Origin of the sequence: Kitasatospora sp. NPDC048296 (assembly GCF_043201815.1) — a bacterium.
Lineage (GTDB): Bacteria > Actinomycetota > Actinomycetes > Streptomycetales > Streptomycetaceae > Kitasatospora.
Map to the genome: position 1 here is coordinate 46,939 of NZ_JBICZB010000001.1, position 23,160 is coordinate 70,098.

The window sequence follows — 23,160 nt, forward strand, 5'->3', positions numbered from 1 at the left end:
GAGTCGACCGGCGTCGTGCCGGGCGTCGCGGAGCTGCCGGTCCCGGCCGCCCGCACCGCCCCGGACGAGGCCGCCGACGAGCCCGCCACCGCGGGCGTCGAGAGTGACGGACGAGCCGCGTGAGGATTCTGCTACTCGGCGGCGACGGCTTCCTCGGCCGTCACGCCTCCGCCGTCCTGCGGTCGCTGCCCGGGGCCACCGTGCTGACCGCGGGCCGACGGCCCACCCACGACCTCCGGCTGGACCTGGGCACCGCCCAGGCCGGCCCGCTCGGCGAGGAACTGGCCGCGCTGGCCCCCGACGTGGTGGTCAACTTCGCCGGCGCGGTGGCCGGCAGTGCGGTCAAGCTGGCCGAGGTGAACGCCCGCGGCCCGGCGGTGCTCTGCGAGGCGCTTTCCCTGGGCGCCTCGAAGGCCCGCCTGGTGCACATCGGTTCGGCCGGCGAGTACGGCGTCTGCGCCGAGGGCAGCTCGCTGTCCGAGGAGGCCGACGCCCGCCCGGTCGGCGTGTACGGCGCGACCAAGCTGGCCGGCTCCCTCGCGGTGGCCGGCTCGTCGCTGGACGCGGTGGTGCTGCGGGTGTTCAACCCGGTCGGCCCGGGCGCCCCGGCGGGCTCGCTGCCCGGCCGGCTGGCGGCCGAGCTGCGCCGGGTGGCGCCCGAGGGCGCCGACGCCGTGGTCACGGTCGGGGACCTCTCCGCCTACCGCGACTTCGTCGACGCCCGGGACATCGCCGAGGCGGTCGGTCTGGCGGTCACCGCCGACCGTCCGCTCCCCCGGGTGCTCAACCTCGCCTCCGGGCGGGCCCGTCAGGTCCGGGCGATCGCCGACGGACTGGTCGCGGCGGCCGGCTTCACCGGCCGGATCGACGAGAGCGGCACCGGTTCCGAGCGCTCGGCCGCGGTCTCCTGGCAGCAGGCCGACGTGTCGGCCGCCGCCCGGGAGCTCGGCTGGCACCCGGCGACGGACCTCGCCGACACCCTGCGCGACCTGTGGCTCAGCACCGCCGAGCACGCCCCGACCCCGGTGGTCGCATGACCGGGACCACCCCCGACGGCCGCCTGCTGGTGCCGCTGTACGTCCACCCCGCGGTGGACCCGGCGGCCTGGCGGGCGGTCGCCGCCGCCGACCCCGCCCGGATCGCCGCCGTGGTGCTCAACCTCGCGGACGGTCCCGGGGAGGTGCCGGACAACGTCTTCGCCGAGGCCGCCGAGGAACTCCGCGCGGCCGGCCTGCCGTTGGTCGGCTACACCGACACCGACTACGGCCGCAGGCCGCACGCGGCCGTGGTCGCCGACATCCTGACGTACCGCCAGCGCCACGGCATCACCGGCGTGTACCTCGACCAAGTCGCCACCCAGCCGGGTGCGTTGCCGCACTACCGGCGACTGGCCACGGCCGCCCGGGCGGCCGGCTGCGGCACCGTGGTGTTCGGCCACGGCGAGCACCCGGACCCCGGCTACGCCGAGGTCGGCCTGGCCGACCTGCTGGTCACCTTCGAGGGCGACTGGGACACCTACCGCACCATGACGCTGCCGCTGTGGACCGGCCGCCACGCGGCCTCCCGCTTCTGCCACCTGGTCTACGACGTCCCGGCCGACGTCGCCCTGGACGCCTCCGCACTGATCGCCGCCCGGCGCGCGGGCGTCGGCTGCGCCGTACCCGGCGCCGGCGAGAACCCGTGGCGCACCCTGCCGTACGGTCTGACCGCCGCTGAACTGACCTGACCCGATCCGGAGTTCGACTACCGTGAACCGCCGTACCCGGCTCCTGCCGGCCGCCCTGGCCCTCGCCACCGCCACCGCCCTGCTGGTCAGCTCGTGCAGCAGCTCCGGTTCGGAGGACGACCAGGACTCGGCCGACGGCAGCCCGAGCAACTCTCCCGCGGCCACCGCGCCGAGCACCCCCGGCACCCCGTCCGCCACGGACACCCCGAGCACCCCCGGCACGCCCGGTGGGACCACGGCCCCGGGCACACCCGGCGCCACCACCGCTCCCGCCACCCCGCCGGGGAGCAGCACCCCGCCCGGCACCACCGCCCCGGCCCCGGCCGGCGCCCGCTGGCAGCCCACCCCGGGCCTGGCCTGGCAGTGGCAGCTGGGCGGCACCGTGGACCAGTCGGTGGACGTCCCGGTCTACGACATCGACGGCTTCGAGAACGACGCCTCGGTGGTGGCCGCGCTGCACGCCAAGGGCCGCAAGGTGATCTGCTACATCAACGCCGGGTCCTGGGAGGACTTCCGCCCCGACTCCAACGCCTTCGCCAAGGCCCTGCAGGGCTCGGACACCGGCTGGAAGGGCGAGAAGTGGTTCGACATCCGCAAGCTCGACCAGCTGAAGCCGCTGATGGCGGCCCGTTTCGACATGTGCAGGAGCAAGGGCTTCGACGCCATCGAGCCGGACACCATCGAGGCCTACAACCAGAACAGCGGCTTCCCGCTGACCCCCGACGACCAGCTCGCGTACAACCGCATGCTGGCCCAGCTCGCGCACGAGCGCGGTCTGGCCATCGGTCTGAAGAACGACCTGGACCAGATCCCCGCGCTGCTGCCGGACTTCGACTTCGCGGTCAACGAGGAGTGCTCGCAGTTCGACGAGTGCGACCGCGTCTCGCCCTTCATCAAGGCGGGCAAGGCGGTGTTCCACGTCGAGTACAAGCTCGACACGGACCAGTTCTGCGCCAAGACCAAGGCGCTGGGCTTCAGTTCGATGCAGAAGAAGCTCGACCTCAACGCCTGGCGCAAGCCCTGCTAGGACCTGTGCTTCCCGTCGCGCGGGTGACCCGGACCAGGGCCACCCGCGCGAGGGTCACTTGACCGCGAGCCAGACGACGGCGCCCAGGACGACCAGGGCGACGACGGCGACCAGCGCGATCACGCCGGTGCGACTCTTGTTGTTGTTGGTGCTGCCGTAGGTGGAGACGGAGCCCGGTGCCTGGCGCGCCGGGCTCTCGTCGACGAACGCCCGGAACATCTGGGTGCTACCGGCGGGGTCGTAGTCGTTGTCAGCCATGGCACGGACTCTAACGAATCAGCCCACCTCAGGCACACCCCGGACCCCTCCCCGGACGACACGCGCCCCCGCCGCGCGACGGGGGGCGTGAAGTCCGCAAAGCGCACGGAATGCGCTGGCGCACAGTCGGGTTGACTGCGGACTTGACATCATCCTCCGGCCAAGACCGGAGGATCCAACCCTCGCGGGTAGGACTTTCTGCTTCGCAGCCAATTGCCGACCTGGGTTACCAGCGAAGGGACGGTGTGCCGCCCATCGGTCTTACATCAGCTCCACAGACCTGACTTCCCGCCAGCCCGGCGGTAGGCCGACGCAGAGCTTGGTCATCGCCTCACATCAGCGTGACGAGGCTACCACGAAGGGTGACCATCGGGGTGCGGAGCCAACGGTTCCGCCGCCGAGGCCTCGCTGCGCCGCCTGGGCGTGGAGCGGATCGACCTGTACTACACCCACCGGGACGACGGGACCCCGGTCGAGGAGTTCGTCACCGCGCTGGACGGGCTGGTCCGCGAGGGCAAGGTCCGGGCGGTCGCCGCCTCCAACATCTCCGCCGAGCGGCTGGCCGAGTCGCTGGCCTTCGCCGAGCGCGAGGACCTGGCCAAGTACGTCGCGGTGCAGCCGCACTACAACCTGGTTTCCCGTGGAACATTCGAGGGCCCGCTGGCCGACGTGGTCGCCGAGCACGGTCTCGCCACCGTCCCGTACTACGCGCTCGCCTCGGGCTTCCTGACCGGCAAGTACCGCCCCGGCGGCCCGGACGTGGACAGCGCCCGTGCCGAGGGCGCCGCCCGCTACCTGGCCGAGCCGCGCGGCCCCAAGGTGCTGGAGGCGCTGGACTCGGTCGCCGCCGAGCACGACGTGACCCCCACCTCCGTCGCCCTGGCCTGGCTCGCCGCCCGCCCGACGGTCGCCGCCCCGATCGCCAGCGCCCGCACCGTCGACCAGCTGCCCCCGCTGCTGGCCGCCACCGAACTGAAGCTCACCCCGGAGCAGACCGCCCTGCTGGACGCCGCCTCCCGGTGAACACGACCGGGCCCCCGACAGCGGAGCGCCGTCGGGGGCCCGGGGCCGTGTCCCGGGGCTACGGCCGCCCGAAGTGGGTCGGGTAGTAGCCCGAGTCGAGCGTCGATATCCGGACGGTCTTGCCCGGCCGGGGCGCCTCCACGAACGTGCCGTCGCCCAGGTAGATCCCCACGTGGTGGATCCCCGAGGCCCGGCCGCTGTCCGACCAGAACACCAGGTCACCGCGGCGCAGCTGCCCCGCGCTGATCGGCGTGGTCGCCGCGTACTGGTCGTCGGCCACCCGCGGCAGGCTTGTCCCGCTGCGCCGGTAGGCCTGTTGGACCAGCCCGGAGCAGTCGTAGCCGGACGGGCCGTTGCCGCCCCAGACGTACGGCTTGCCCAGCTGGGCGAGCGCGTAGCCGATGGCCGCCTCCGTGCTCCCGGAGGACGCCGTGGCGTCCGAGGACGGCCGGCTGGGAGCCGGGGCCGAACCGCCGCCGGACCGCCCGGTGCGGCTGACGTAGACGTCGTAGTGGCTGGTCCAGCGCCACTCACCGCTGCCGTTCTTGAACCAGTACTTCGAACCGTCCCAGCCCTGGCGCAGCCCCCAGGAGGAGGCCGAGCCGTTCGAGACGGTCTTGGCCGCGGAGCCGCTGGAACCGGCGGAACCGGCGGAACCGCCGCCGGACTGCCCGGTGCGGCTGGCGTAGACGTCGTAGTGGCCGGTCCAGCGCCACTCACCGGCGCCGTTCCTGAACCAGTACTTCGAACCGTCCCAGCCCTGCTTGCCGGCCGCGGCGTGCGCGGACCCGGCACCGGCCGTCAGGCCGACCACGCCGGCGCCCGCCAGCACGGTGGTGGCCAGGCAGGTGCTTCGCACGGCGCGGTGTATTCGGCCGCCGCCGGGCGCCGCCGCGGCGCGGGCGGTACGCGGCCGGCCCGCGCAGTTCGGGCAGCCGCAACCCGTCATCGCGGGGATGCTGCCGAGGCGTTCCTCGAAGCCGATCAGACCGGGATCCGCGTCGAGGTCGACGTCGGGATCGGCGTACGCGCCGGTGGCTATCCTCATGCGGGTCGTCCTTCCTTCCGCCCGGCCCGGGCGGCCGGGGGCGGTACCGAGGCGGCCACTCCGGCCGGGGCGACGAAGGCGACCAGCAGCTGCTTCATCAGTGCGCTGCGGGCGGCCTCGTCCAGTTCCTGCGCGGTCGCGCGCTCCAGCCGGCGGACGGCCAGCGCCGCCGCCTCGACCGCGTCGTCGACCAGCACGGTCCGCAGGCCCGCGTCCAGGTCGGCCAGTCGGCGCCGGCGCATCGACTCGGCGACCTCGGGCGCGTAGTCCAGCGTCAGCGGCTGCACCGAGTAGACCTCCAGGCCGGCCGGGGCGGCCTCGGCGGCCAGCGCACGGGTCATCTCGCCGGCGAACCACTGCCCGTCCCGCAGCGCGGGCCCGGGCGCCGCGTTGCTGTCGCACGGCAGGGTGGACGCGGTGCGGGTGAGCACCGCCTGGACCTGCTCGCGCAGGTAGCGCTCGTGGTCCTCGATCGCCATCAGCGCCCGCGCGGTGTCCTTGACCCGCCAGACGATCAGCAGTCGGACGACGATCGGGGTGCCGGTGCGGTCGACCACCTTGACCGGCTCACTGCGCCAGTGCCGCAGCCGCACGTCCACCCGGCGGCGGCGCAGCAGCGGGTTGACCCACACCAGCCCGGTCCTACGCACCGTGCCCCGGTAGCGGCCCCAGCGGGTCAGCACCCTGGTCTCGCCGCCCGCGTTCGCCAGCAGGCCGGCGAGCACGAACACCACCAGCAGGCCGACCGCGCTGACCGTGGCGATCGCCTGGGCATCCATCTCGGCCCGGCCGCTCTCCTGGGCGGCGGAGCCGCGCAGTTCGGGCAGCGCGTCCCAGTGCGGGATGACCCCGGTGCGCAGCAGCACGTACGCCACACCGGCCAGGCCCAGCAGGGCCGCCAGCAGGGCGAGCCAGCCGGGCAGGGTGGTGGCGTTGTGCTCGCGCAGCGTCTGGTCGGCCCGCGGGGGGCGCCGCGAGGCGGCGGCGGGCGCGCCGGCGACGACCTCGGGGAGTTCGACGGTCTCCGGGACGGCCGTCTCCGGCGGATCCCGCCGGTCGGCCGGGCTGGCGGGGGACAGGCCGGGGACGGCCGCCCCCAGCGGATCCCGCCGGTCGGCCGGGCTGGCGGAGGACGGGCCGGGGACGACGGCCAGCGGAGTGGTCGCCGGTCCGCCGTCGGCCAGGAGGACCGACGTGGCGGCCTCGTCCGCCTTGACGGTCGAGACCATGTTCAGCGGGCTGACGTCGAAGGCGGAACATTCCGGAAAGGCCGGAGGCAGCGCCTCGGGCCGGCTGTCGGGTCGCTGCGAAGAATCGCGGGTGACGTCCATGCACGGATCCTCTGGGTCGGTGTGTCGCGCAACGGGCGGCCCGGATCTGACGGGCAGTGCCGGAATCAGGCTAAGTTCATACGTCATCAAATGCGACATTTAGCGGAGGTGTGTCGACATTTCCTGACGAATCGTCCAAGGCCGACCTGACGCGCAGACACATGAGCGGGTGAAGCGTGGAGCACCCCGGCCGGAGGCCGGGGGAGAGCTGGACGCACGAGCGGGGGTCGGGACGGTCCGGCGCAGGTCAGCGCCGTCGGGCACCCGGCCCGCGGGCGAACACCCGACGGGTGATCAGCCCCAGTCCGGCGAGTGCCAGCAGCGCCCCGGCGAGCGCGCCATGTCGGCCGGCCTCCCGGGACTGACCGGCGGGCCCCTGCGCGACCTCGGTCGACGCGGCCTCGGCCGGCGGCACGGGCAGCGGCCGGGCACTGGACCCGCCCGCCTCGGGCTCGCCCTGGTCAGCGGCCGGCCGGGGCCCGTCGGCCGCGGTGGCCGCGGTGACCGCCGGGGAAGTCGCGTGGAGCGCAGGGGTCCTGGGAGCCGTGGGGGTCGGGGCGGCGGGGGTGGTGGGCCTGGACGGAGCGGACGACACCGGCACCGCCGACACCGCCGGGGCCCCGACCACCGGTGGGACGACCGGCGGCACGGTGACCGGCAGCAGCCCCGGCAAGACCGGCGCGAGCACCGGCACCGCCGCACTCGGGCTCGGCACAACGGGCTTCGCCGAAACGGGCGTTGCGGCGCCGGGCACCGCCGGGGCGGAAGCGCCCGGACCGGCCACCGCCGAAGCCGACACCGCCGGACTCGGCGCCGCAGCGGCGACCCGCACCCGCACCGGGTCCGCCGACGTCCCGTTCCCCGCCAGGTCGGTCGCCGTGGCGGTCAGCCACTGCTCCCCGTCCGTCAGATCCCGGTTGGCGGTGCAGGTCCAACTCCCGTCCAGCGCCACCACCGCCCCGCACAGCACCGTGCGGTTACCCGAACCCGCCGCCCCCGCCCGCGCCGTGACCAGCACGTTGGATCCCGGCTCGGCCCGCCCGCTGAGCTTCGGCCGGCCGACCTTCAGCACCTCCCCCGCAGCCGGCGAGATGAGCACCGGCTTGGCCGGCGGCACGGTGTCGACGACCAGCGTGACCGTCTGCCCCACCGTCCGGTTCCCCGCCGCGTCGACGGCGACCGGGGCGAGCTGGTGGCTCCCGTCCGCCAGGTTCTCGACCGGCAGGCAGGACCATGCGCCGTCCGACCGGACCGCGCTGCTGCACAGTTCGGTGGAGGTGGACCGGTCGGTGACCGAGACCGTGCTGCCGGCCTCGCCGGTGCCGGTGAGCTGGAGCCCCGGGTCGTTGGTGTAGGCGGGGAGGGTGAGCACCGGCGCGGCTGGTGGGGTGGTCTTCACGGTGACCTTGACGGCCTCCCCGCGCAGCACCACCCCTCCGCTGGTGGTCTCCACCGGGGTGAGGCTGTGCGGGCCGGCCGGGAGCGCGCTGCCGGGGCGGCAGGACCAGTTGCCGCCCCGCTCCACCCGGGCCTTGCAGAGCGGTTGGTCGCCGTCCCGGATCTCCACCGAGGCGCCGACCATCGCGCCCTCGCCGCGGATCTGCGGGCGGGCGTCGGCCAGCACTGCGCCGTCGACCGGCTCGGCGATCTCGGGCTGCCGCTCGGGAGGCGGCGGGGCGGCGTACGGGCCGGCGAAGGGGTTGGCGCGCCGGGCGGCTCCGTGGTCGAGCTGGACCAGCGGCTCGTCGTCCGTGGCGGCGCTGCCGACCCGGCCGCGGTCGCGCCGGGGCGGGGTGACGGCGTCGGCGCCCAGGAAGAGGTCGGAGACCACGTGCGAGGCGTTGCCGTAGGCCTGGGGCGCGGTGCCGAGGTCCTCGTCCACGGTGACGGTGTAGGCCTGACGCAGGACGGGCGGGGCGGTGGTGCTCCCGGCCCGGGCGGTGGAGCGCTGCTCGACCCGGAACACCGCGGTGCGGAAGGTCCCGGCGAGCTCCAGGGTGCCCTCGGCGGCGGATCCGGCCGCGCCGTCGGTGGAGCCGTCGGCGCCGCGGGGGGCGAGGGCGTTGCCGTCGACCGTCCAGCCGGGCCAGTCGGTGCGGTCGACCATGGTGGGGGCGGCGGGCGAGCCGCCGGTGAGGGTCAGCCGGGCCGCGGTACTGGTGGTGCCGGATTTCCCGGTGGCGACCGCGGCCAGTCCGCTGAGGTGCAGCCGGGGATTGCGGACCGGTCGGGAGAAACCCAGTCGCAGGGTTCCGACGGTGCGCCAGGAACCGTCCGTCTGCGGACGGTCCGGGACGGGTCCGAAGGTCTGCGCCGGATCCCCCGAACGCATTCCGTCCGTGTACACCGTGGCGGAATGCCCCCCTCCGGAACGGTCCGCCAATTGACCAGGCTCAGCGGTGACGGCGGCACCGGGCGCGGGCGCGAAATCGAACTGGACGGAGAGCCCGGACGGCAGGACCGCCCGCCGCTCGCCCGACCAGGTGTCAGGGGACTGCTGGGCCGCCGAGAACGGGGCGTTCAGGCCGGTCAGCAGCCCGGCCGCGAGAACGGCCAGGGCGGCAGCTGTGCGGGGAACCCGTCGGCTCATCCGGCTCTCCTTCACGGTCGGCTGCCGGGTGGCGGGCAGTCCGGGCACAAGATCCGACAAAAACGGAATCACGGCACCGGACCGGTCATACCGCGACACCTGCGCTTTTGACCGTGTCCCACCCGTTTGGCAGCCCTCCGGGCGGCAGGACGGGATGTAGCCGAAAGGGCCGCACTTCATCCATGGGACGACTACGGGTCCCACCCGGACGGCCGGACCCGACCGGACGACCGGAATGGGAAATCCCGGCCGGTCCGGCGGACGCCGACGTCCGGTACCTGACCATTCGTCAAGGGACTCTGTTCGAATTACCCGTCCGCTCAGTAGAGTCGGGCCCCGTGACTATGGACCCCGTACTCGTCAAGCGCAGTTTCGCGGTCGTGGAACCGCACGGCCCGGCCGTCGCCGAATACTTCTACCGGCATCTGTTCGAGCACGATCCCGGTGTCCGCGGCCTCTTCGCCGAGCACCTGGACGAACAGCGGGACCGGTTGTTCGCCGCGCTCGGCGCGCTCGTCACCCACCTGGAGGACACCGACACCGTGCTCGGGCTGCTCCGCGACCTCGGCGCGCGGCACGCCCGGTACGGCGCGCTGGTCGAGCACTTCCCGGCCGTCGGCGCGAGCCTGCTCGCCACCCTGGCGCACTACGCCGGGGACGCCTGGACCGCGGAGACCGAGGCCGCCTGGACCGCCGTCTACGCGGTGGTCAGCGACACCATGGGCGCGGCGCTCACCGAAGCCCGGCCGGCCTAGCCGGGAGCCGCGCGGTGCCCTACGACCCCGCGGTCATCCGCGCCAGCTTCGCCGTCGTCGAGCGCCGCGCCGACCACCTGACCACCTTCTTCTACACCCACCTGTTCAGCCACAACCCCGGGCTGCGCCCGCTCTTCCCCGCCCGGCTGCACGAGCAGCGGGACCGGCTGTTCGCCGCGCTCACCCGGATCGTGCTGCGGCTGGACGAGCCCGGGCGGCTCACCGAGTACCTGCGGGCGCTCGGACGCGACCACCGCAAGTTCCAGGCCGCGCCCGAGCACTACCCGGCGGTCGGAGCCAGCCTGATCGCCGCGCTGCGGCAGTGCTCCGGCCACTCCTGGACGCCGGAGACCGAGAAGGCCTGGACCGAGGCCTACACCGTGATCGCCCAGGTGATGACCGAGGCCGCCGCCGACCTCCCGGAGCACCACCCGGCCTGGTGGGAGGCCGAGGTCGCCTCCCGCCGCCGGGCCGCGGCCGACCTGGTCGTGCTCACCCTGGCCCCGATGCGTCCGTACCCCTTCACCGCCGGCCAGTACGTCACACTCAGCAGCCCCCGGATGCCCCGGGTCTGGCGGCCGTACTCGCTGGCCAACGCGCCGCGCCCGGACGGCAGCCTGGAGCTGCACGTACGGCGGGTGCCCGACGGGCAGCTGAGTCCCGTCCTGGTGGAGGACGTGATGCCCGGCGAGCTGCTGCGGCTCGGGCCGCCGCTCGGCGACGCGGTGCTCGCGCCGGCCTCGGACCGGCCGCTGCTGCTGGTGGCCGGGGGCAGCGGCTGGGGACAGACCAAGGCGCTGGTGGAGCAGCTCGCCGCCGAACAACCGGAGCGCACGGCCACCGTCCTGCTGGCGGCCCGCTCGGCGGCCGGGCAGTACGACCTCGACACGGTACGGCGGCTGCTCGCCCGCAATCCGCGGCTGCAGGTGCTGACCGCCGCCCCCGACCACTGCGCCGGCCCGGAGGGGGCCACCGCGCTGCTGCGGGAGACACTGCTCGGCCACGGCGACTTCACCGACTGGGAGGTCCACCTCAGCGGCCCGCCGGAGCTGGTCGCCGAGCTCACCGACCTCCTGCTCGCGCTGGGCGCCGACCCCGGGCTGGTCCAGCACGACCCGGCGCCGGTGACCTTCAACCGGAACCGTCCGCTGACCAGCTCGGACTGGTTCCTGGAGCACCGGGACGTGCCGTGGATCAACCGGACCGAGCTGGAGTGATCGGCGCCGTGGAACGAAGAAGCCCCCGGCCGGTGGCCGGGGGCTTCTCGCTGGTGCGCTCAGCAGGATTCGAACCTGCAACCTCTTGATCCGTAGTCAAGTGCTCTATCCGTTGAGCTATGAGCGCAAGGAACGGGCGAACCCGATCTTGCGGAGTTTGGTGCGCTCAGCAGGATTCGAACCTGCAACCTCTTGATCCGTAGTCAAGTGCTCTATCCGTTGAGCTATGAGCGCTCGCCCTGGTGAACGTTGTCCTCGGGGCGTTGCGGGGACAACATTACATGACCTGCGACGTAGGACGAAATCGATTGATCCGGCCCCTCCGGGCCGGCCGACGAGCACGCCCCGGACATGCGAAGAGCCCCGCCGACAAGATCGTCGACGGGGCTCCCGGCTGCGGAGGCTGAGGGATTTGAACCCTCGATCAGGAATAACCCCGAAACCGCATTAGCAGTGCGGCGCCATAGACCGGACTAGGCGAAGCCTCCCCACATGGACCGTATCCGCGTGAGCGGACCCGTTCCGTGTGTCAGTGATGATGCCACAACCCTGGGGTTCGGCACCAACCACCGCCAACGTTACTAGGCGGGTCGTCCCCGCCGCAAAGAAGAATGAGATACTGCCGACTCCGGAGGAGCTGCCCTGAGCCGAGGAGACCTGTCGACGTGAGCAGCAGGCCGATCCGAGGCGCTGCTCGCCTCGCCGCCATACTCGACGCCCTGCCCGACGCGTTGTTGCTGGTGAACAGCAACGGCACCGTCGTTGACGCCAACAGCGCGGCCGTCCAGGCGCTGCAGGCGCCGGGCACCTCACTGGTCGGCATGGGCGTGCTGGGGCTGCTGCCCGAGTTCGACCCCAGCCGGATCCCCGGCTCGATGCGCCCGGCCACCCGCGACGGCGACGCCCTGGACCGTCCGGTCCGGATGACCGCGCACCGCACCGACGGCACCACCTTCCCCGTCGAGGTCTCCGGCAACGACTTCGCCGACGACGACGGCTACGCGCGTTCCCCGCTCGCGCCGTACGACCCGTACGGCGAGGGCTCGCGCCCGCCGTCCTCCTCCGACCTGCTCCTGCTGCTGGTCCGCGACCTCTCCGGCCGGCTCGGCGTCGAGGCCGAGCTGCGCCGCCAGCACAAGCAGACCGAGATGATCCTGCGGGCCGCCGCCGAGGGCGTGCTCGGCGTGGACCTCGAAGGCCGCTGCGTGCTGGTCAACCCGGCCGCCGCGCACATCCTGGAGTACCGGGCGAGCGAGCTGGGCGGGCGCGAGCTGCACCCGCTGATCCAGCACTCCCGGGCCGACGGCACCCCGCTGGCGCTGGAGGAGTCCGCTCTGCTGGACACCCTGACCTCCGGGCGCAAGCACCGGGTGCGCGGCACCGTGCTGTGGCGCAAGGACGGCCGTCCGGTCACCGTCGACCTCACCACCGCCCCGGTCCGGGACGGTGACCAGCTGGTCGGTGCGGTGATGACCTTCACCGACCGCAGCCGCGAGCTCGCACTGATCGCCCGCAACGAGCACCTCACCGCCGTCCTGGAGAGCGAGCTCGGCGGCGCGCTGACCACGCTGAACCAGCGGCTGGACGCCCTCGCCGCCGACCCGGCCGGGCAGCTCTGGCCGGAGGCCAACTGGACCCTGCGCCGGCTTGCCGACGAGTGCCGCCGGTTCGGCAAGCTGATCGACGGCGTGCTCGAACACCAGCGCTCCGAGGCCGGCGAGAGCGGCCCGACGGAGGGCAAGGACGCCAAGGACGCCAAGGCCGGCAAGGACTCGAAGGACGGCAAGGGCGGACGGAAGGCCGCGAAGCAGGTGCCGGTCGGCCTGGACGAGGTGGTCCGCCGGGCCGTCGAGGAGGCCGGCGGGCTGGTCGGCCCCGGCCGGGTGCGCTTCTCGGTGCACGCCGCCGCGGTCGAGGTGATCGCCGACGAGCGGCGGCTCGCCCAGGCGCTGGCGCACCTGGTCGCCGACGTCAGCGGCGTCGGCCTGTCGCTGGACGCCCCCGCCTCCCCCTCCCCCGGCCTCTCCGTTCCCGGGCTGGGCGGCCCGACCTCGCCGGTCACGGCCCCCGAACCGCCGACCGTGGTGCTGGCCGCCGCCCAGCGCGGCGAGGTCGCCCGGGTCGAGATCCGCGGCCCCGGCATCGGCGGCAGCCCCGTCCACCTGCCGATAGCCCGCGCGGTGGTCGAGCGTCACGGTGGCGTCCTCCAGCCGCACGAGCTGCCCGGCAAGGCCGGGACCACCTACGTCGTCGAGCTGCCGCTGGACCCGGCCGCCGCGAAGGCCGCCGCCGAGCGCGCCGCCGCCGAGGGCCGCTCGGACCGGCCCAAGGAGACCGACAGCGCCGTCCTGCCCGAACTGCCGGGCATCCCGCAGCTGCCCAGCAGCGGCGAGGCGGCCGAGGCCGCCCCTACCGCCGCTCCCGCTCCCCAGCAGCCCGGCGGCAAGGCCCCGGAGCCGGAACAGGCGCCCGCCGAGGAGCCCCCGGCCGAGCGGCGCGGTCGCCGCGGCAGGCCCGCCCCCGAGAAGCAGCCCACCGCCGACCCCGCGGCCACCACCGCCCCGGCCGTCCCGGCCGACCAGTGGCCGAACGCCCCCGCCCGGGTCGAGCGGGCCGTCCCCGAACAGTGGAACGGCACCGGCAACGACCCCGCGTACGGCCGCCAGGGCCTGGCCGGCCCGGACGCGCGGCAGAGCGACCCGTGGGGCACGGACGACGGCCGCTCCGGCCCCGCCTACGCCGTGCCGGTCGAGGGCGGACGCCCGCAGCAGAGCCGACCCGGCGGCCGCGAGCCGCTCGCGCTCGGCCCCGCGCCCTCGGACGCCCCCGCGCAGCCGGCCGCCGCCCCCGCCGAGGACGGCGGCGAGGCCAAGCCGCGCCGGCGCCGCGCCCTGCCCTCCGCCGAGGACTCCTCGGGCGGCTTCGCGCTGCCCGGGATCACCGACGCCCCGGTGTACCCGGGCCTGGAGCACGCCCTGCCCGCCGGTCCCGCGCCCGCCCCGGCCGAGCCGGCCACCGCGCCGACCGGCCGCCGCCGCCGGCTCTCCGTGCCGCCCGGTCCCGCGCCGGAGAACGCTGCCGGCCAGGACTCCCAGAATGCCCAGGACGCCCAGAACACCCAGGGCACTCGGGGCGCTCAGAGTCCCGGCACCGCGCTGGAGCCCGCCCGGCCCGCACTGCCCGCCGCCGAGGACCAGCGCGCCCCGCGCCCGGTCGGCAGCGGCCTGGCCGAGCTCGCCCCGCCGCGCCCGCTCGTCACCCCGCCGGTGCCCGCCGTCCCGCCGCAGCCGCCCGTACCGGCCGAGGCCCGGACCGCGCCGCGCCCGATGGCCGAGCTCCCGCCCGCCGACGGGACGTCCTCGGCCGAGCAGCCGCAGGCCACGGCCGGTGAGCTGGCCAACGCCCGCCGACTGCTGGTCTGGCCCGAGCCCGACCCGGCCACCAACCAGGCCCTCCAGGCCCGCGGCTACCAGCCGGTGATCGTCCGCTCCCGCGAGGAGGTGGACGCCCAGGTCGCCGGCTTCCCGGCGGCGCTCTTCGTCGACCCGCTGACCGGCCCGATCACCCGCACCGCGCTGCAGTCGCTGCGCACCGCGGCGCTCAACAACCGGGTCCCGGTGCTGGTCACCGCCGGCCTCGGCCAGGCCACCCGGGACGCCGCGTACGGCGCCGACCCGGCCGTGCTGCTGCGCGCCCTCGCGCCGCGCGACGGCGAGCACCACGCCCCGCGCGTGCTGCTGGTCGAGGGCGACCCGGACATCGCCGCCGCCATGATCAGCAGCCTGGAGCGGCGCGGCATGCACGTCGAGCACGCGACGGACGAGAACGACGCGGTCGCCCGGGCCGCCAGCGTGCAGCCCAACCTGGTGGTGATGGACCTGTTCCAGATCCGCCGCCGGCGGGTCGGTCTGCTGGACTGGCTGCGCGCCAACGACCGGCTGCACCGCACCCCGCTGGTGGTCTACACCTCGGTGGACCTCGACCCGCGCGAACTGCCCCGGCTGCGCACCGGCGAGACGGTGCTGTTCCTCGCCGAGCGCTCGACCAGCGAAGACGTCCAGTCCCGGATCGTCGACCTGCTCGGACGGATGGGCGCGATGGGCGAGGCGGGCGTCGCCGCCGCGGGCTGAGCACGTCGCAGGGCCGGCCACCCCGATCGGGGTGGCCGGCCCTCGCCGTCGCGCCCCGTTACTCCTTGCCGAGCACCGTGACGTCCAATTCGTCGGCCGCGTAGCCGGCCCGGATCACCTTCTTGTCGAACTTGCCGACCGAGGTCTTCGGCACCGACTCGACGATCGCCCAGCGCTCCGGCAGCTCCCAGGAGGCGACCCGCTCGGCCAGGAAGGCCCGGAGCTCCTTCAGCCCGACGGTCGCGCCGGGGCGCAGCACGACGGTGGCCAGCGGGCGCTCGCCCCACTTCTCGTCCGGGACGGCGACCACGGCGGCCTCGGCCACCTCGGGGTGGGCCATCAGCTGGTTCTCCAGGTGCACCGAGGAGATCCACTCACCGCCGGACTTGATCACGTCCTTGGCCCGGTCGGTCAGGGTCAGGTAACCGTCGGCGGTGATGGTGCCCACGTCGCCGGTGCGCAGCCAGCCGTCCTCGGAGAACTTGTCGTCCGGGCGGACCGGGTCCTGCCCGGCGCCGCCGTAGTACGCCCCGGCGATCCACGGGCCGCGCACCTCCAGCTCGCCCGCGGCGACGCCGTCGTGCGGCATCCGCTCACCACCCGGGCCGATCAGCCGGGCCTCGACGGAGGCCGGGAAGAGGCCCTGGGTGATCCGGTACGGCCACTCCTCCTCGGGGGTGAGGCCGCCCGGCGGCTGGGCGAAGGAGCCGAGCGGGGAGGTCTCGGTCATGCCCCAGGCGTGCAGCACCCGGATGCCGTGGCGCTCGTCGAAGCCCTTCATCAGCGAGGGCGGGCAGGCGCTGCCGCCGATGACGACCATCCGCAGGCTGGACGTGTCGTAGTCGCCCGCGTCCAGCTCGTCCAGCAGGCCGCTCCAGATGGTGGGGACGGCGGCGCTGACGGTGGGGCGGACGGCGGCGATCATCTCGGCCATCGGCTTGGGCTGGAGGAAACGATCCGGCATGAGCAGGTTGGCGCCGGACATGAAGGCGGCGTGCGGGATGCCCCAGGCGTTCACGTGGAACATCGGGACCACCGGCAGCGCGGTGTCGCGCGGGGTGAAGGCGAAGTTGTCGCCGGTGTTGACCTGCATGCAGTGCAGGTAGATCGAGCGGTGGCTGTAGAGCACGCCCTTCGGGTCCCCGGTGGTGCCCGAGGTGTAGCAGAGCACGGCGGCCTGACGCTCGTCGATGTCCCGCTGCCACGGGTAGTCGACGGGCCGGTCGGCGATCAGCTCCTCGTAGTCGTGCACACCGCCCGCGAAGCCGGCCAGCAGCGAGCGGTCGCCGGGGCCGGCCACCACGACGTGCTTGAGCGTGGGCGCGAGCTCCGGCAGCACGGCGGCGAGCAGCGGCAGCACGCTGCCGTTGACGATGATCACGCGGTCGGCGGCGTGGTTGACGATGAACGACAGCTGGTGGCGGGCCAGCCGCAGGTTGAGCGTGTGCAGCACCGCCCCCATCGCGGGAACGGCGAGGTACGCCTCCAGGTGCTCCGTGTTGTTCCACATCAGGGTCGCGACGCGGTCGTCCCCGGTCACCCCGAGCTCGTCCCGCAGCGCGTACGCGAGCTGCGCGGCGCGGGCGCCCACCTCGGCGTAGCTGCGGACGACCGGCCCGGTGCCGTCCCAGGTGGAGACGGTGGAGCGGGCGTGGATCGTGGACCCGTGCTCCAGGATCCGGGTGACGGTGAGCGGTACGTCCTGCATCGTGCTGAACACGGGTCCTCCTCGACCTGGCGGCACTGGCGGCGCCCGCGACACACCTACCGGCCGGTAATGCGCGCGGACGTGCCCGATTGTGCCGCCCCGCCCGCCCGCTGTCAGCATCCCGACTCCGTTGCACGGATCACTGATTCGCCCCGGTTTCTCCCGACAACCGTCGCCGCGGCCCGGCGCGACCGGCCTCGGTGCCGAGCCCGGGTGGTTCAGCGGTGGTCGGGTGATCGACGTCGGGGAGCCGCTGACGTAGCTGCCGAGCACCCCGTACGGGGAGCCTGCGCGCCACGCCGCCGGCCGCGCGCGAGTCCACCCTTTCGGGTACACCCGTCCGCATCCATCCCGATTCCTGTAACGAGCTTGCTGGTTCAGCACTCCTTACGGCAAACTCGTTAGCATGCCCACCTCCCATACCGGCGAAACCGCTGCCCCCACCTCGGCCGCCGCCGTCGCCGAGGCCCTTGCCATGCCGCCCGCCCCCAAGGGCGAGCCTGCCGGCGAGCGGGGCAGCTGGCGACGAGGTGGGGAGTCCGGCTCCGCGGCACCCCCCGGGGTGGACCCCGGCCGATCCACCGGCCGGTTCGGCAAGGTCCTGCGGCGCCCGGAGAGGATCCCGGCGCCGCTTCTCTGTCTGGCCGCGATGTTCTTGGTGCAGACCGGCATCGCGCTGTCCAAGCCGCTCTTCGGCCCGCTCGGGGTCAGCGGCACGACCTTCCTGCGGCTCGGCTTCGCCGCGGTCATCCTGCTCGCCGTCACCCGGCCGAAGCTGCGCGACAAGCGCCCGCGCGACCTCGCCGCGGCCGCGCTGCTCGGCATGGCCTCGGCCGGGATGACCTTCCTGTTCGCCGGGGCGGTCGACCGGCTGCCGATGGGCACCGCCGCGACCATCGAGTTCCTCGGCCCGCTCGCGGTCGCCCTGGTCTTCGCCCGGCGCGCCAGCCATCTGCTCTGGGCGCTGCTCGCCGCGGCCGGGGTGGCGCTGCTGACCCTGCTCGGCGAGGGCGACGGCGGCGGCTCGCTCGACCCGGTCGGCCTGCTGTACGCCTTCGGGGCGGCCGCCTGCTACTCGGCGTACATCCTGTTCACCGACAAGGTCGGCGCCGCCTTCCAGGGTTTCCAGGGCCTCGCGGTGTCGATGACGGTCGGCGCGCTGACCCTGGCGCCGTTCGGGCTCGGCGAGGCCTGGGACGGGCTGACCGCGCCCGGCGCCTCGCCGCTGGTGCTGCTGGCCGCGGTGGCCGGGGTGTCGCTGCTGCTGCCGGTGATCCCGTACGCGCTGGAGATGACGGCGCTGCGCCGGATGCCGCAGCGGGTGTTCAGCGTGCTGGTCAGCCTGGAGCCGGCGGTCAGCGCGCTGGTCGGGCTGGTGGTGCTCGGCCAGCTGCTGGGCGCGGCGCAGCTGGCGGGGATCGGCTGCGTGGTGGCGGCCAGCGTGGGGGCCACGCTGACCGGACGGCGATAGGGCGCGGTCAGGGCCCTACGGCCAGAGCAGGGTGCGCGACCACTCCGGGCTGTGGACCGGGCCGGTGCGGGTGTAGCGCAGCCGGACGTGCCGGCGCTGGGCGTCGCCCTGCCAGAACTCCACCTCGTGCGCCCACAGGGTGTAGACCGCGTGCCCGGGCGCGACGGCGTCCGGGGTGGCCTCCAGTCGGCGACGGGCGACCGCCACCGCCTCGTCGTACTCGGTGAGCGCGCCCAGCGGCTCGCTCTGCCGCCCGACCAGCGCGCCGACCCGGGCGGCGGGCGAGCGGGTGGCGAACTCGGCGGCGGCGACCAGGTCGGCGGCCCGCTCCACGCTGCCGCGGACCCGCACCTGGCGGCCCAGCTGCGGCCAGTAGACGGACAGCGCGGCGGCGGGGTGGCCGGCGAGCTGACGGCCCTTCGGGCTGTCGGCGGCGGCGGAGAAGTTCCAGCCGGTGCCGGCCGCGTCGACGTCGCGCAGCACCAGCACCCGGGCGTCCGGCATGCCGTCCGCGTCGACCGTGGAGAGGGTGAAGGCCTGCGGGTCCAGCACCCCGGCGTCCAGGGCGGTGGTGAGCCAGTCCACGAACAGCGGGCCGGGCTCGGCGGGGGCGGCCTCGTGGTCGAACGAGGGCAGCGGGCGGGCCATCGGCGGGCGGCCGAGCAGCAGTTCGGGGACGGACCTCGGCTCGGGCCGGTGCCCGTCCAGCGGCGCCGGGCACACCTCCGGCTCCGGCTCCGGTGCGGGCCTGGCCCCGTCCGGACCGGTCAGGTCCTCGTCCTCCGCCGCCATCGCGCGCCCTTCCTTCCGGTTGCCGCGGTCGTCGCGCCGGCCGGGCCGTCCGTTCCGGGCCCGGGCACGTGGTGCGCTGTCGGAGCGCAACCGTACCGCCGTGGACCGACGGCTCCGGGCGCGGGCCCTCGGTGAACGGATCAGAGCCGCTCGGACGGGCCGGGGCCTCGTACGGGCGGGCGACTCCGTACGAAGGGGGCTTCGTGCGGACCGGGGCTTCGTGCGGACCCGCGGCTTCGTGCGGACCGGCGGCTTCGGACCGGGCCCCGGACGCACTCGTGGGCGGTGCCGATGGCGGCACCGCCCACGAGGCCGGTTTCGCGGCGACCCTTTCCGCTTGGCCGGTCAAAGCGCTCTGTCCGATCCACCCCCGGACGGAAACCCGCCCGGGAACCGCTTCGAACCCCTTCGCGGATGCTCAGCTCACCCGCGGTCGTCCACCTCCGGCGCCCCCGCCGTCGGTGGTGCCCGGGGAGGTCAGCGGAAGATCGGGGCGAAGATGACGTTGATGTTCTTGTTGCCCTGGCCGGCCAGGATGTTGCCCGCGTTGTCCTTCGACGCGAGGGTGTTGTTCTGGTTCGAGGCACCGGAGCCGGTGGCCGTCTGCTGGGTGGAGACGTAGTTGCCGTCGACCCCGCCGAACACGTTCCCGGTCCCGGTGTTGGACACCACGCCGGCGTTGGAGCCGCCCGCGGCACCCGCGCCGTTGTCGGCAACCGCGGCACCGGCACCCGCCAGCAGCAGGCCGACCGCCAGCGGGGCGGCGAGTAGGAACCCGGTCACCCGGCGGGTGTTGATGCGAGCCATGTGAGCCTCCAAGAAGCTGTTAATCGTGCAATGTCGAGCTCGGGATGCGGGAGTTCGCCGGCCAGACGAACACCTGCGGACTGCGACGCCGGGAGACAGACTTCCGCAACAAATCGACAAAGCACCAGCCGACGGAGCCGTTTTCGCCCGTTAGCGTGATATCCACCCGAGCCGCGCATAACGGCGGCGAATCCGGACAGCGCGCCGACACACCCTCGCCCACCTGGCATTTCGCCCGGACGGCGGCCGGACAACGGCCCCCAGAAAACGGCGCTTCGATGCCTCGCGAACCACCGGGCTCACCACCCCGGCGCAGTCCGCCCGCGAACACGCCTCCGAAAAGTTCGCCCACCCTTCCATGTCGACTTTTCCGGCCATTCATAGACCGTCTGATAGTCGTACCGAAAATTCGAGCAGAAGGGGCCCGACTGGTGCGGACCAAAAGGTGTGGAAAATCAGACCATCTTGCCCGGGTTGAGGATCCCCAACGGGTCGAAGACGGCCTTCAGCTGCCGCTGCAGGTCCAGCGCGACCGGCCCCAGCTCCCGGGCCAGCCAGTCCCGCTTGAGCAGCCCCACCCCGTGCTCCCCGGTGATCGTGCCACCCAGCTCCAGTCCGAGCGCCATGATCTCGTCGAAGGAGCGCTGGGCCCGTACCGTCTGCTCCTCGTCCGAGCCGTCGAAGATCACGATCGGATGGGTGTTGCCGTCCCCGGCGTGGCTGACCACCCCGATGGTCAGCGCGTGCCGCTCGGCGATCGCCGCCACGCCGTTCAACATCTCGGCCAGCCGGGAACGCGGCACCGCCACGTCGTCGATCATCGTGGTGCCCAGCCGGTCCAACGCGGGCAGCGCCAGCCGCCGGGCCGCCAGCAGCAGGTCGGACTCCGCCTGGTCCTCGGCCGGGACCACCTCGGTCGCCCCGGCCTCCCGGCACAGCCCGGCGACCCGCGCCAACTCGGCCTCCCGGTCCGGCCCGTCGAAGGCCACCAGCAGCAGCGCCTGGGTCGACTCCGGCAGCCCCATCCGCCCCAGCTCGTTGACGGCCCGCACCGAGACCGCGTCCATCAGCTCCATCAGCGACGGCGTCAGCCCGCGCGCCATCACCTCGCAGACCGCCGCACCGGCCGCGTCCGCGCTCGGGAACTCCGCCGCCAGCGCCAGCTGCGGGGCCGGCACGGGCCGCAGCGCCAGCACCGCCCGGACCACCACCCCGAGCGTCCCCTCCGAACCGACCAGCAGCCGGGTCAGGTCGTACCCGGCCACCCCCTTGGCCGTCCGGCGCCCGGTGGACAGCAGCCGTCCGTCCGCCAACACCACGTCCAGCCCGAGCACGTACTCGCCGGTGACCCCGTACTTCACGCAGCAGAGCCCGCCCGCGCCGGTGCCGATGTTGCCGCCGATCGTGCAGGACTCCCAGCTGGACGGGTCCGGAGGGTAGTACAGCCCCAGCTCCTCGACCGCCCTGGACAGTTCGGCGTTCACCACACCGGGCTCCACCACCGCGATCCGGTTCACCGGGTCGATCTCCAGGATCCGGTTCAGCTTCACCAGGGACAGCACGATGCAGCCGTCCACCGCGTTCGCCGCCCCCGACAGCCCGGTCCGCGCCCCCTGCGGCACCACCGGCACCCGCAGCTCGGTGGCGGTGCGCAGCACGTGCCGCACCTGCTCCACCGTCTCCGGGAACACCACCACCGCGGGCGCACCGGCGGCGCAGAACCCGGCCATGTCATGGCTGTAGGCCGCGGTCACGTCCGGATCCACCACGACGGCCTCCGCCGGGAGGCCCTGCGCCAGTCGGTCCGTCAGATCACTCATCGCCGCCTCCGCTCGCCGCCCGACCGCCCCCACCTCCGCACTCTGCCCGGCGGGGAGGGGGCGGGCAAGTGGGCCTCGGGGGGCGCCGGGCGCCTCCGGACGGGACCGAACACGTCCCCGGGTCACGCCCGGCGGAAGGTCCGGGCCACCAGAGCGACCGAGCCCGCCGCCCCCGAGGCGACGGCACACACGAGCATGGCCACGGCCGCACCCCCACGGTCGGCGAGCAGGCCGAGCAGTCCGTTGGACAGCACCAGCGCGAGGCTCTGCACCAGCGTCAACAGCGCCTGCACCCGGGAGAGATGGGACGCCGGAGCGCCACCCAGCACCAGCGGCCCGAGGTGGCAGGCGAACAGCCCGGAGCCGAGGCCGGTCACCGCGCCTCCCGTCACCGCCACCGCCGGCCCCGGGGACAGCGCCAGCAGCGCGATGCCGACCGAGGCCGTGCAGAGCCCGGTCGCCGCCCCGACCCCCGCCCGGGGCAGCGCGCCGCGCCAGGCGACCAGACTCGCCACCGCGAGCACCCCGGCCGCCTGTCCGCCGGCCACCAGTCCGGCCGTCCCCGCCGTCCAGCCGTGCGCCCGGGCGAGCAGCGGCCCGAGCAGCGACACCACCGGCAGCAGTCCCGCTGCTGCGGCCCCGGTGAGCAGCAGCGCGGCCCGCAGCAGCGGGTCGCGCAGGGCGAGCCGGACCCCGGACGCCGCCTCGCGCAGCAGCCCGCTCGGTGCGGCCGGCCCGGCGTCCTCCCGGGGCCGGACCCTCAGCAGGACCAGCAGGACGACCCCGAAGCTCACCGCGTCCGCGACCGCGGCGCCGGCGAACCCCCCGACGGTGACCAGCAGGCCGCCGAGCGGCGCCCCGAGCAGGGCGGCGCTCTGCCCGCCGGCCTGCCGCAGCGCGAGCGCCCGGGGCAGCCCGTCGACGGGCACCAGGCGGCGCGGCATCGATCCGCTCGCCGGCAGGTAGAACGCGTCGACCGTCCCGATCACGCCCGCCGCCGCGACCAGCAGCCACAGCGGCGTACCCCGGCCGCCCACCGCGACCGCCAGCGCGGCCGTCGCGACCAGCATCACCGCGTCCCCGGCGAGCATCACCCGACGGGCGCCGAACCGGTCCGCGACCGCACCACCCAGCAGGACCAGCACGGTGCGCGGGACGGTGATCGCCGTCAGGACCAACCCGGCCGCCCCACCGCCGTGCGCGGAGGCGGCCCAGCCGAGAGCGAAGTACAGCGCGGCATCGCCCAGCAGCCCGGCCTGGGCGCCGGCCAGCCAGAGCAGGTACGGACCGGGCAGCGGCGCCCGCGCGGTGGTGGCGGTGGTCATGCCGGGGGACGCTAGGACCCTCGACCTGGTCGAGGGCAAGCACGGCCCACCGGCGAAGCACCGGCTTCAGGGACGACCCCGGCCGCCGGACCGCTCCGGAAAACACCGAGGGCGGGTGCCGAGTGGTCTCGG

General features: G+C 74.5%; 16 protein-coding genes, 3 tRNA genes and 1 pseudogene. 8 read left to right on the forward strand and 12 right to left on the reverse strand.

The genetic code is table 11. From position 1 onward, the window contains the following. Positions 1-119 precede the first annotated feature (119 nt). The 3 genes from ACGF12_RS00240 to ACGF12_RS00250 are packed head-to-tail and all read left to right on the forward strand — an operon-like array spanning position 120 to position 2,753. A complete protein-coding gene (locus ACGF12_RS00240) occupies positions 120-1,037 on the forward strand; it encodes an NAD-dependent epimerase/dehydratase family protein (protein WP_393023234.1) in 918 nt (305 codons plus the stop codon). Then, positions 1,034-1,726 (forward strand): spherulation-specific family 4 protein, encoded by a 693-nt coding sequence (locus ACGF12_RS00245; RefSeq protein WP_393023237.1) that lies wholly within the window; start codon positions 1,034-1,036, stop codon positions 1,724-1,726. The genes ACGF12_RS00240 and ACGF12_RS00245 overlap by 4 nt, the downstream gene beginning before the upstream one ends. Positions 1,727-1,748: 22 nt before the next feature. Further along, complete coding sequence (locus tag ACGF12_RS00250; RefSeq protein ID WP_393023240.1) at positions 1,749-2,753, forward strand: endo alpha-1,4 polygalactosaminidase; 1,005 nt, start codon at positions 1,749-1,751, stop codon at positions 2,751-2,753. A 54-nt stretch (positions 2,754-2,807) separates the two neighbouring features. Here ACGF12_RS00250 and ACGF12_RS00255 read toward each other — a convergent pair whose 3' ends face one another. After that, positions 2,808-3,011: a hypothetical protein gene (locus tag ACGF12_RS00255; RefSeq protein WP_393023243.1), complete on the reverse strand. Its 204-nt coding sequence runs from the start codon at positions 3,009-3,011 to the stop codon at positions 2,808-2,810. A 390-nt stretch (positions 3,012-3,401) separates the two neighbouring features. Between ACGF12_RS00255 and ACGF12_RS00260 the strand changes: the two are divergent. Further along, a pseudogene (locus ACGF12_RS00260) lies at positions 3,402-4,034 on the forward strand (aldo/keto reductase); the annotation flags it as partial. 58 nt (positions 4,035-4,092) lie between these two features. Here ACGF12_RS00260 and ACGF12_RS00265 read toward each other — a convergent pair. From ACGF12_RS00265 to ACGF12_RS00275, 3 genes are all read right to left on the reverse strand, one after another. Further along, the gene (locus tag ACGF12_RS00265) at positions 4,093-5,082 is read right to left on the reverse strand and encodes a C40 family peptidase (protein WP_393023246.1); all 990 of its coding nucleotides are present in this window, start codon (positions 5,080-5,082) and stop codon (positions 4,093-4,095) included. After that, complete coding sequence (locus ACGF12_RS00270) at positions 5,079-6,311, reverse strand: SPFH domain-containing protein (protein ID WP_393023249.1); 1,233 nt, start codon at positions 6,309-6,311, stop codon at positions 5,079-5,081. The genes ACGF12_RS00265 and ACGF12_RS00270 overlap by 4 nt, the downstream gene beginning before the upstream one ends. Before the next feature lie 349 nt (positions 6,312-6,660). Then, entirely contained in the window at positions 6,661-9,003 is a 2,343-nt protein-coding gene (locus ACGF12_RS00275) for an Ig-like domain-containing protein (protein ID WP_393023251.1), read from the reverse strand. A 344-nt stretch (positions 9,004-9,347) separates the two neighbouring features. On the opposite strand from ACGF12_RS00275, the gene ACGF12_RS00280 reads away from it, so the two are divergent. Then, on the forward strand, positions 9,348-9,758 hold the full coding sequence (locus ACGF12_RS00280; RefSeq protein WP_393023928.1) for a globin domain-containing protein: 411 nt from the start codon (positions 9,348-9,350) through the stop codon (positions 9,756-9,758). Between the two features lie 14 nt (positions 9,759-9,772). After that, complete coding sequence (locus ACGF12_RS00285; RefSeq protein ID WP_393023254.1) at positions 9,773-10,975, forward strand: globin domain-containing protein; 1,203 nt, start codon at positions 9,773-9,775, stop codon at positions 10,973-10,975. 51 nt (positions 10,976-11,026) lie between these two features. On the opposite strand, the gene ACGF12_RS00290 is transcribed toward ACGF12_RS00285, so the two are convergent. From ACGF12_RS00290 to ACGF12_RS00300, 3 genes are all read right to left on the reverse strand, one after another. Beyond that, positions 11,027-11,102: transfer RNA gene (locus ACGF12_RS00290), tRNA-Arg, on the reverse strand. 31 nt (positions 11,103-11,133) lie between these two features. Then, a tRNA-Arg gene (locus tag ACGF12_RS00295) sits at positions 11,134-11,209 on the reverse strand. Positions 11,210-11,372: 163 nt separating this feature from the next. Next, a tRNA-Ser gene (locus ACGF12_RS00300) sits at positions 11,373-11,463 on the reverse strand. 177 nt (positions 11,464-11,640) lie between these two features. On the opposite strand from ACGF12_RS00300, the gene ACGF12_RS00305 reads away from it, so the two are divergent. After that, entirely contained in the window at positions 11,641-15,105 is a 3,465-nt protein-coding gene (locus ACGF12_RS00305) for a PAS domain-containing protein (protein WP_393023257.1), read from the forward strand. A gap of 58 nt (positions 15,106-15,163) precedes the next feature. On the opposite strand, the gene ACGF12_RS00310 is transcribed toward ACGF12_RS00305, so the two are convergent. Further along, positions 15,164-16,825 (reverse strand): long-chain fatty acid--CoA ligase, encoded by a 1,662-nt coding sequence (locus ACGF12_RS00310; RefSeq protein ID WP_393023260.1) that lies wholly within the window; start codon positions 16,823-16,825, stop codon positions 15,164-15,166. Between the two features lie 394 nt (positions 16,826-17,219). Here ACGF12_RS00310 and ACGF12_RS00315 point away from each other — a divergent pair, with 394 nt between their 5' ends. Next, positions 17,220-18,284, forward strand: coding sequence for a DMT family transporter (locus ACGF12_RS00315; protein ID WP_393023263.1), 1,065 nt, complete (start codon positions 17,220-17,222; stop codon positions 18,282-18,284). Positions 18,285-18,299: 15 nt separating this feature from the next. Here ACGF12_RS00315 and ACGF12_RS00320 read toward each other — a convergent pair whose 3' ends face one another. The 4 genes from ACGF12_RS00320 to ACGF12_RS00335 form a co-directional block, all read right to left on the reverse strand. Then, positions 18,300-19,076, reverse strand: a complete 777-nt coding sequence (locus ACGF12_RS00320; RefSeq protein ID WP_393023266.1) for a pyridoxal 5'-phosphate synthase — start codon at positions 19,074-19,076, stop codon at positions 18,300-18,302. A 477-nt stretch (positions 19,077-19,553) separates the two neighbouring features. Continuing rightward, positions 19,554-19,883, reverse strand: a complete 330-nt coding sequence (locus tag ACGF12_RS00325; RefSeq protein WP_393023269.1) for a hypothetical protein — start codon at positions 19,881-19,883, stop codon at positions 19,554-19,556. A gap of 455 nt (positions 19,884-20,338) precedes the next feature. Beyond that, positions 20,339-21,703: an FAD-binding oxidoreductase gene (locus ACGF12_RS00330; RefSeq protein ID WP_393023272.1), complete on the reverse strand. Its 1,365-nt coding sequence runs from the start codon at positions 21,701-21,703 to the stop codon at positions 20,339-20,341. Between the two features lie 122 nt (positions 21,704-21,825). Further along, the gene (locus ACGF12_RS00335; RefSeq protein ID WP_393023275.1) at positions 21,826-23,028 is read right to left on the reverse strand and encodes an MFS transporter; all 1,203 of its coding nucleotides are present in this window, start codon (positions 23,026-23,028) and stop codon (positions 21,826-21,828) included. Positions 23,029-23,160 lie beyond the last annotated feature (132 nt).

Coding starts and splice junctions, on each gene's coding strand:
- ACGF12_RS00330 (WP_393023272.1), bottom strand. CDS start 21,703: ATGAGTGATCTGACGGACCGACTGGCGCAGGGCCTCCCGGCGGAGGCC.
- ACGF12_RS00315 (WP_393023263.1), top strand. CDS start 17,220: ATGCCCACCTCCCATACCGGCGAAACCGCTGCCCCCACCTCGGCCGCC.
- ACGF12_RS00320 (WP_393023266.1), bottom strand. CDS start 19,076: ATGGCGGCGGAGGACGAGGACCTGACCGGTCCGGACGGGGCCAGGCCC.
- ACGF12_RS00245 (WP_393023237.1), top strand. CDS start 1,034: ATGACCGGGACCACCCCCGACGGCCGCCTGCTGGTGCCGCTGTACGTC.
- ACGF12_RS00270 (WP_393023249.1), bottom strand. CDS start 6,311: ATGGTCTCGACCGTCAAGGCGGACGAGGCCGCCACGTCGGTCCTCCTG.
- ACGF12_RS00275 (WP_393023251.1), bottom strand. CDS start 9,003: ATGAGCCGACGGGTTCCCCGCACAGCTGCCGCCCTGGCCGTTCTCGCG.
- ACGF12_RS00325 (WP_393023269.1), bottom strand. CDS start 19,883: ATGGCTCGCATCAACACCCGCCGGGTGACCGGGTTCCTACTCGCCGCC.
- ACGF12_RS00335 (WP_393023275.1), bottom strand. CDS start 23,028: ATGACCACCGCCACCACCGCGCGGGCGCCGCTGCCCGGTCCGTACCTG.
- ACGF12_RS00255 (WP_393023243.1), bottom strand. CDS start 3,011: ATGGCTGACAACGACTACGACCCCGCCGGTAGCACCCAGATGTTCCGG.
- ACGF12_RS00265 (WP_393023246.1), bottom strand. CDS start 5,082: ATGAGGATAGCCACCGGCGCGTACGCCGATCCCGACGTCGACCTCGAC.
- ACGF12_RS00280 (WP_393023928.1), top strand. CDS start 9,348: ATGGACCCCGTACTCGTCAAGCGCAGTTTCGCGGTCGTGGAACCGCAC.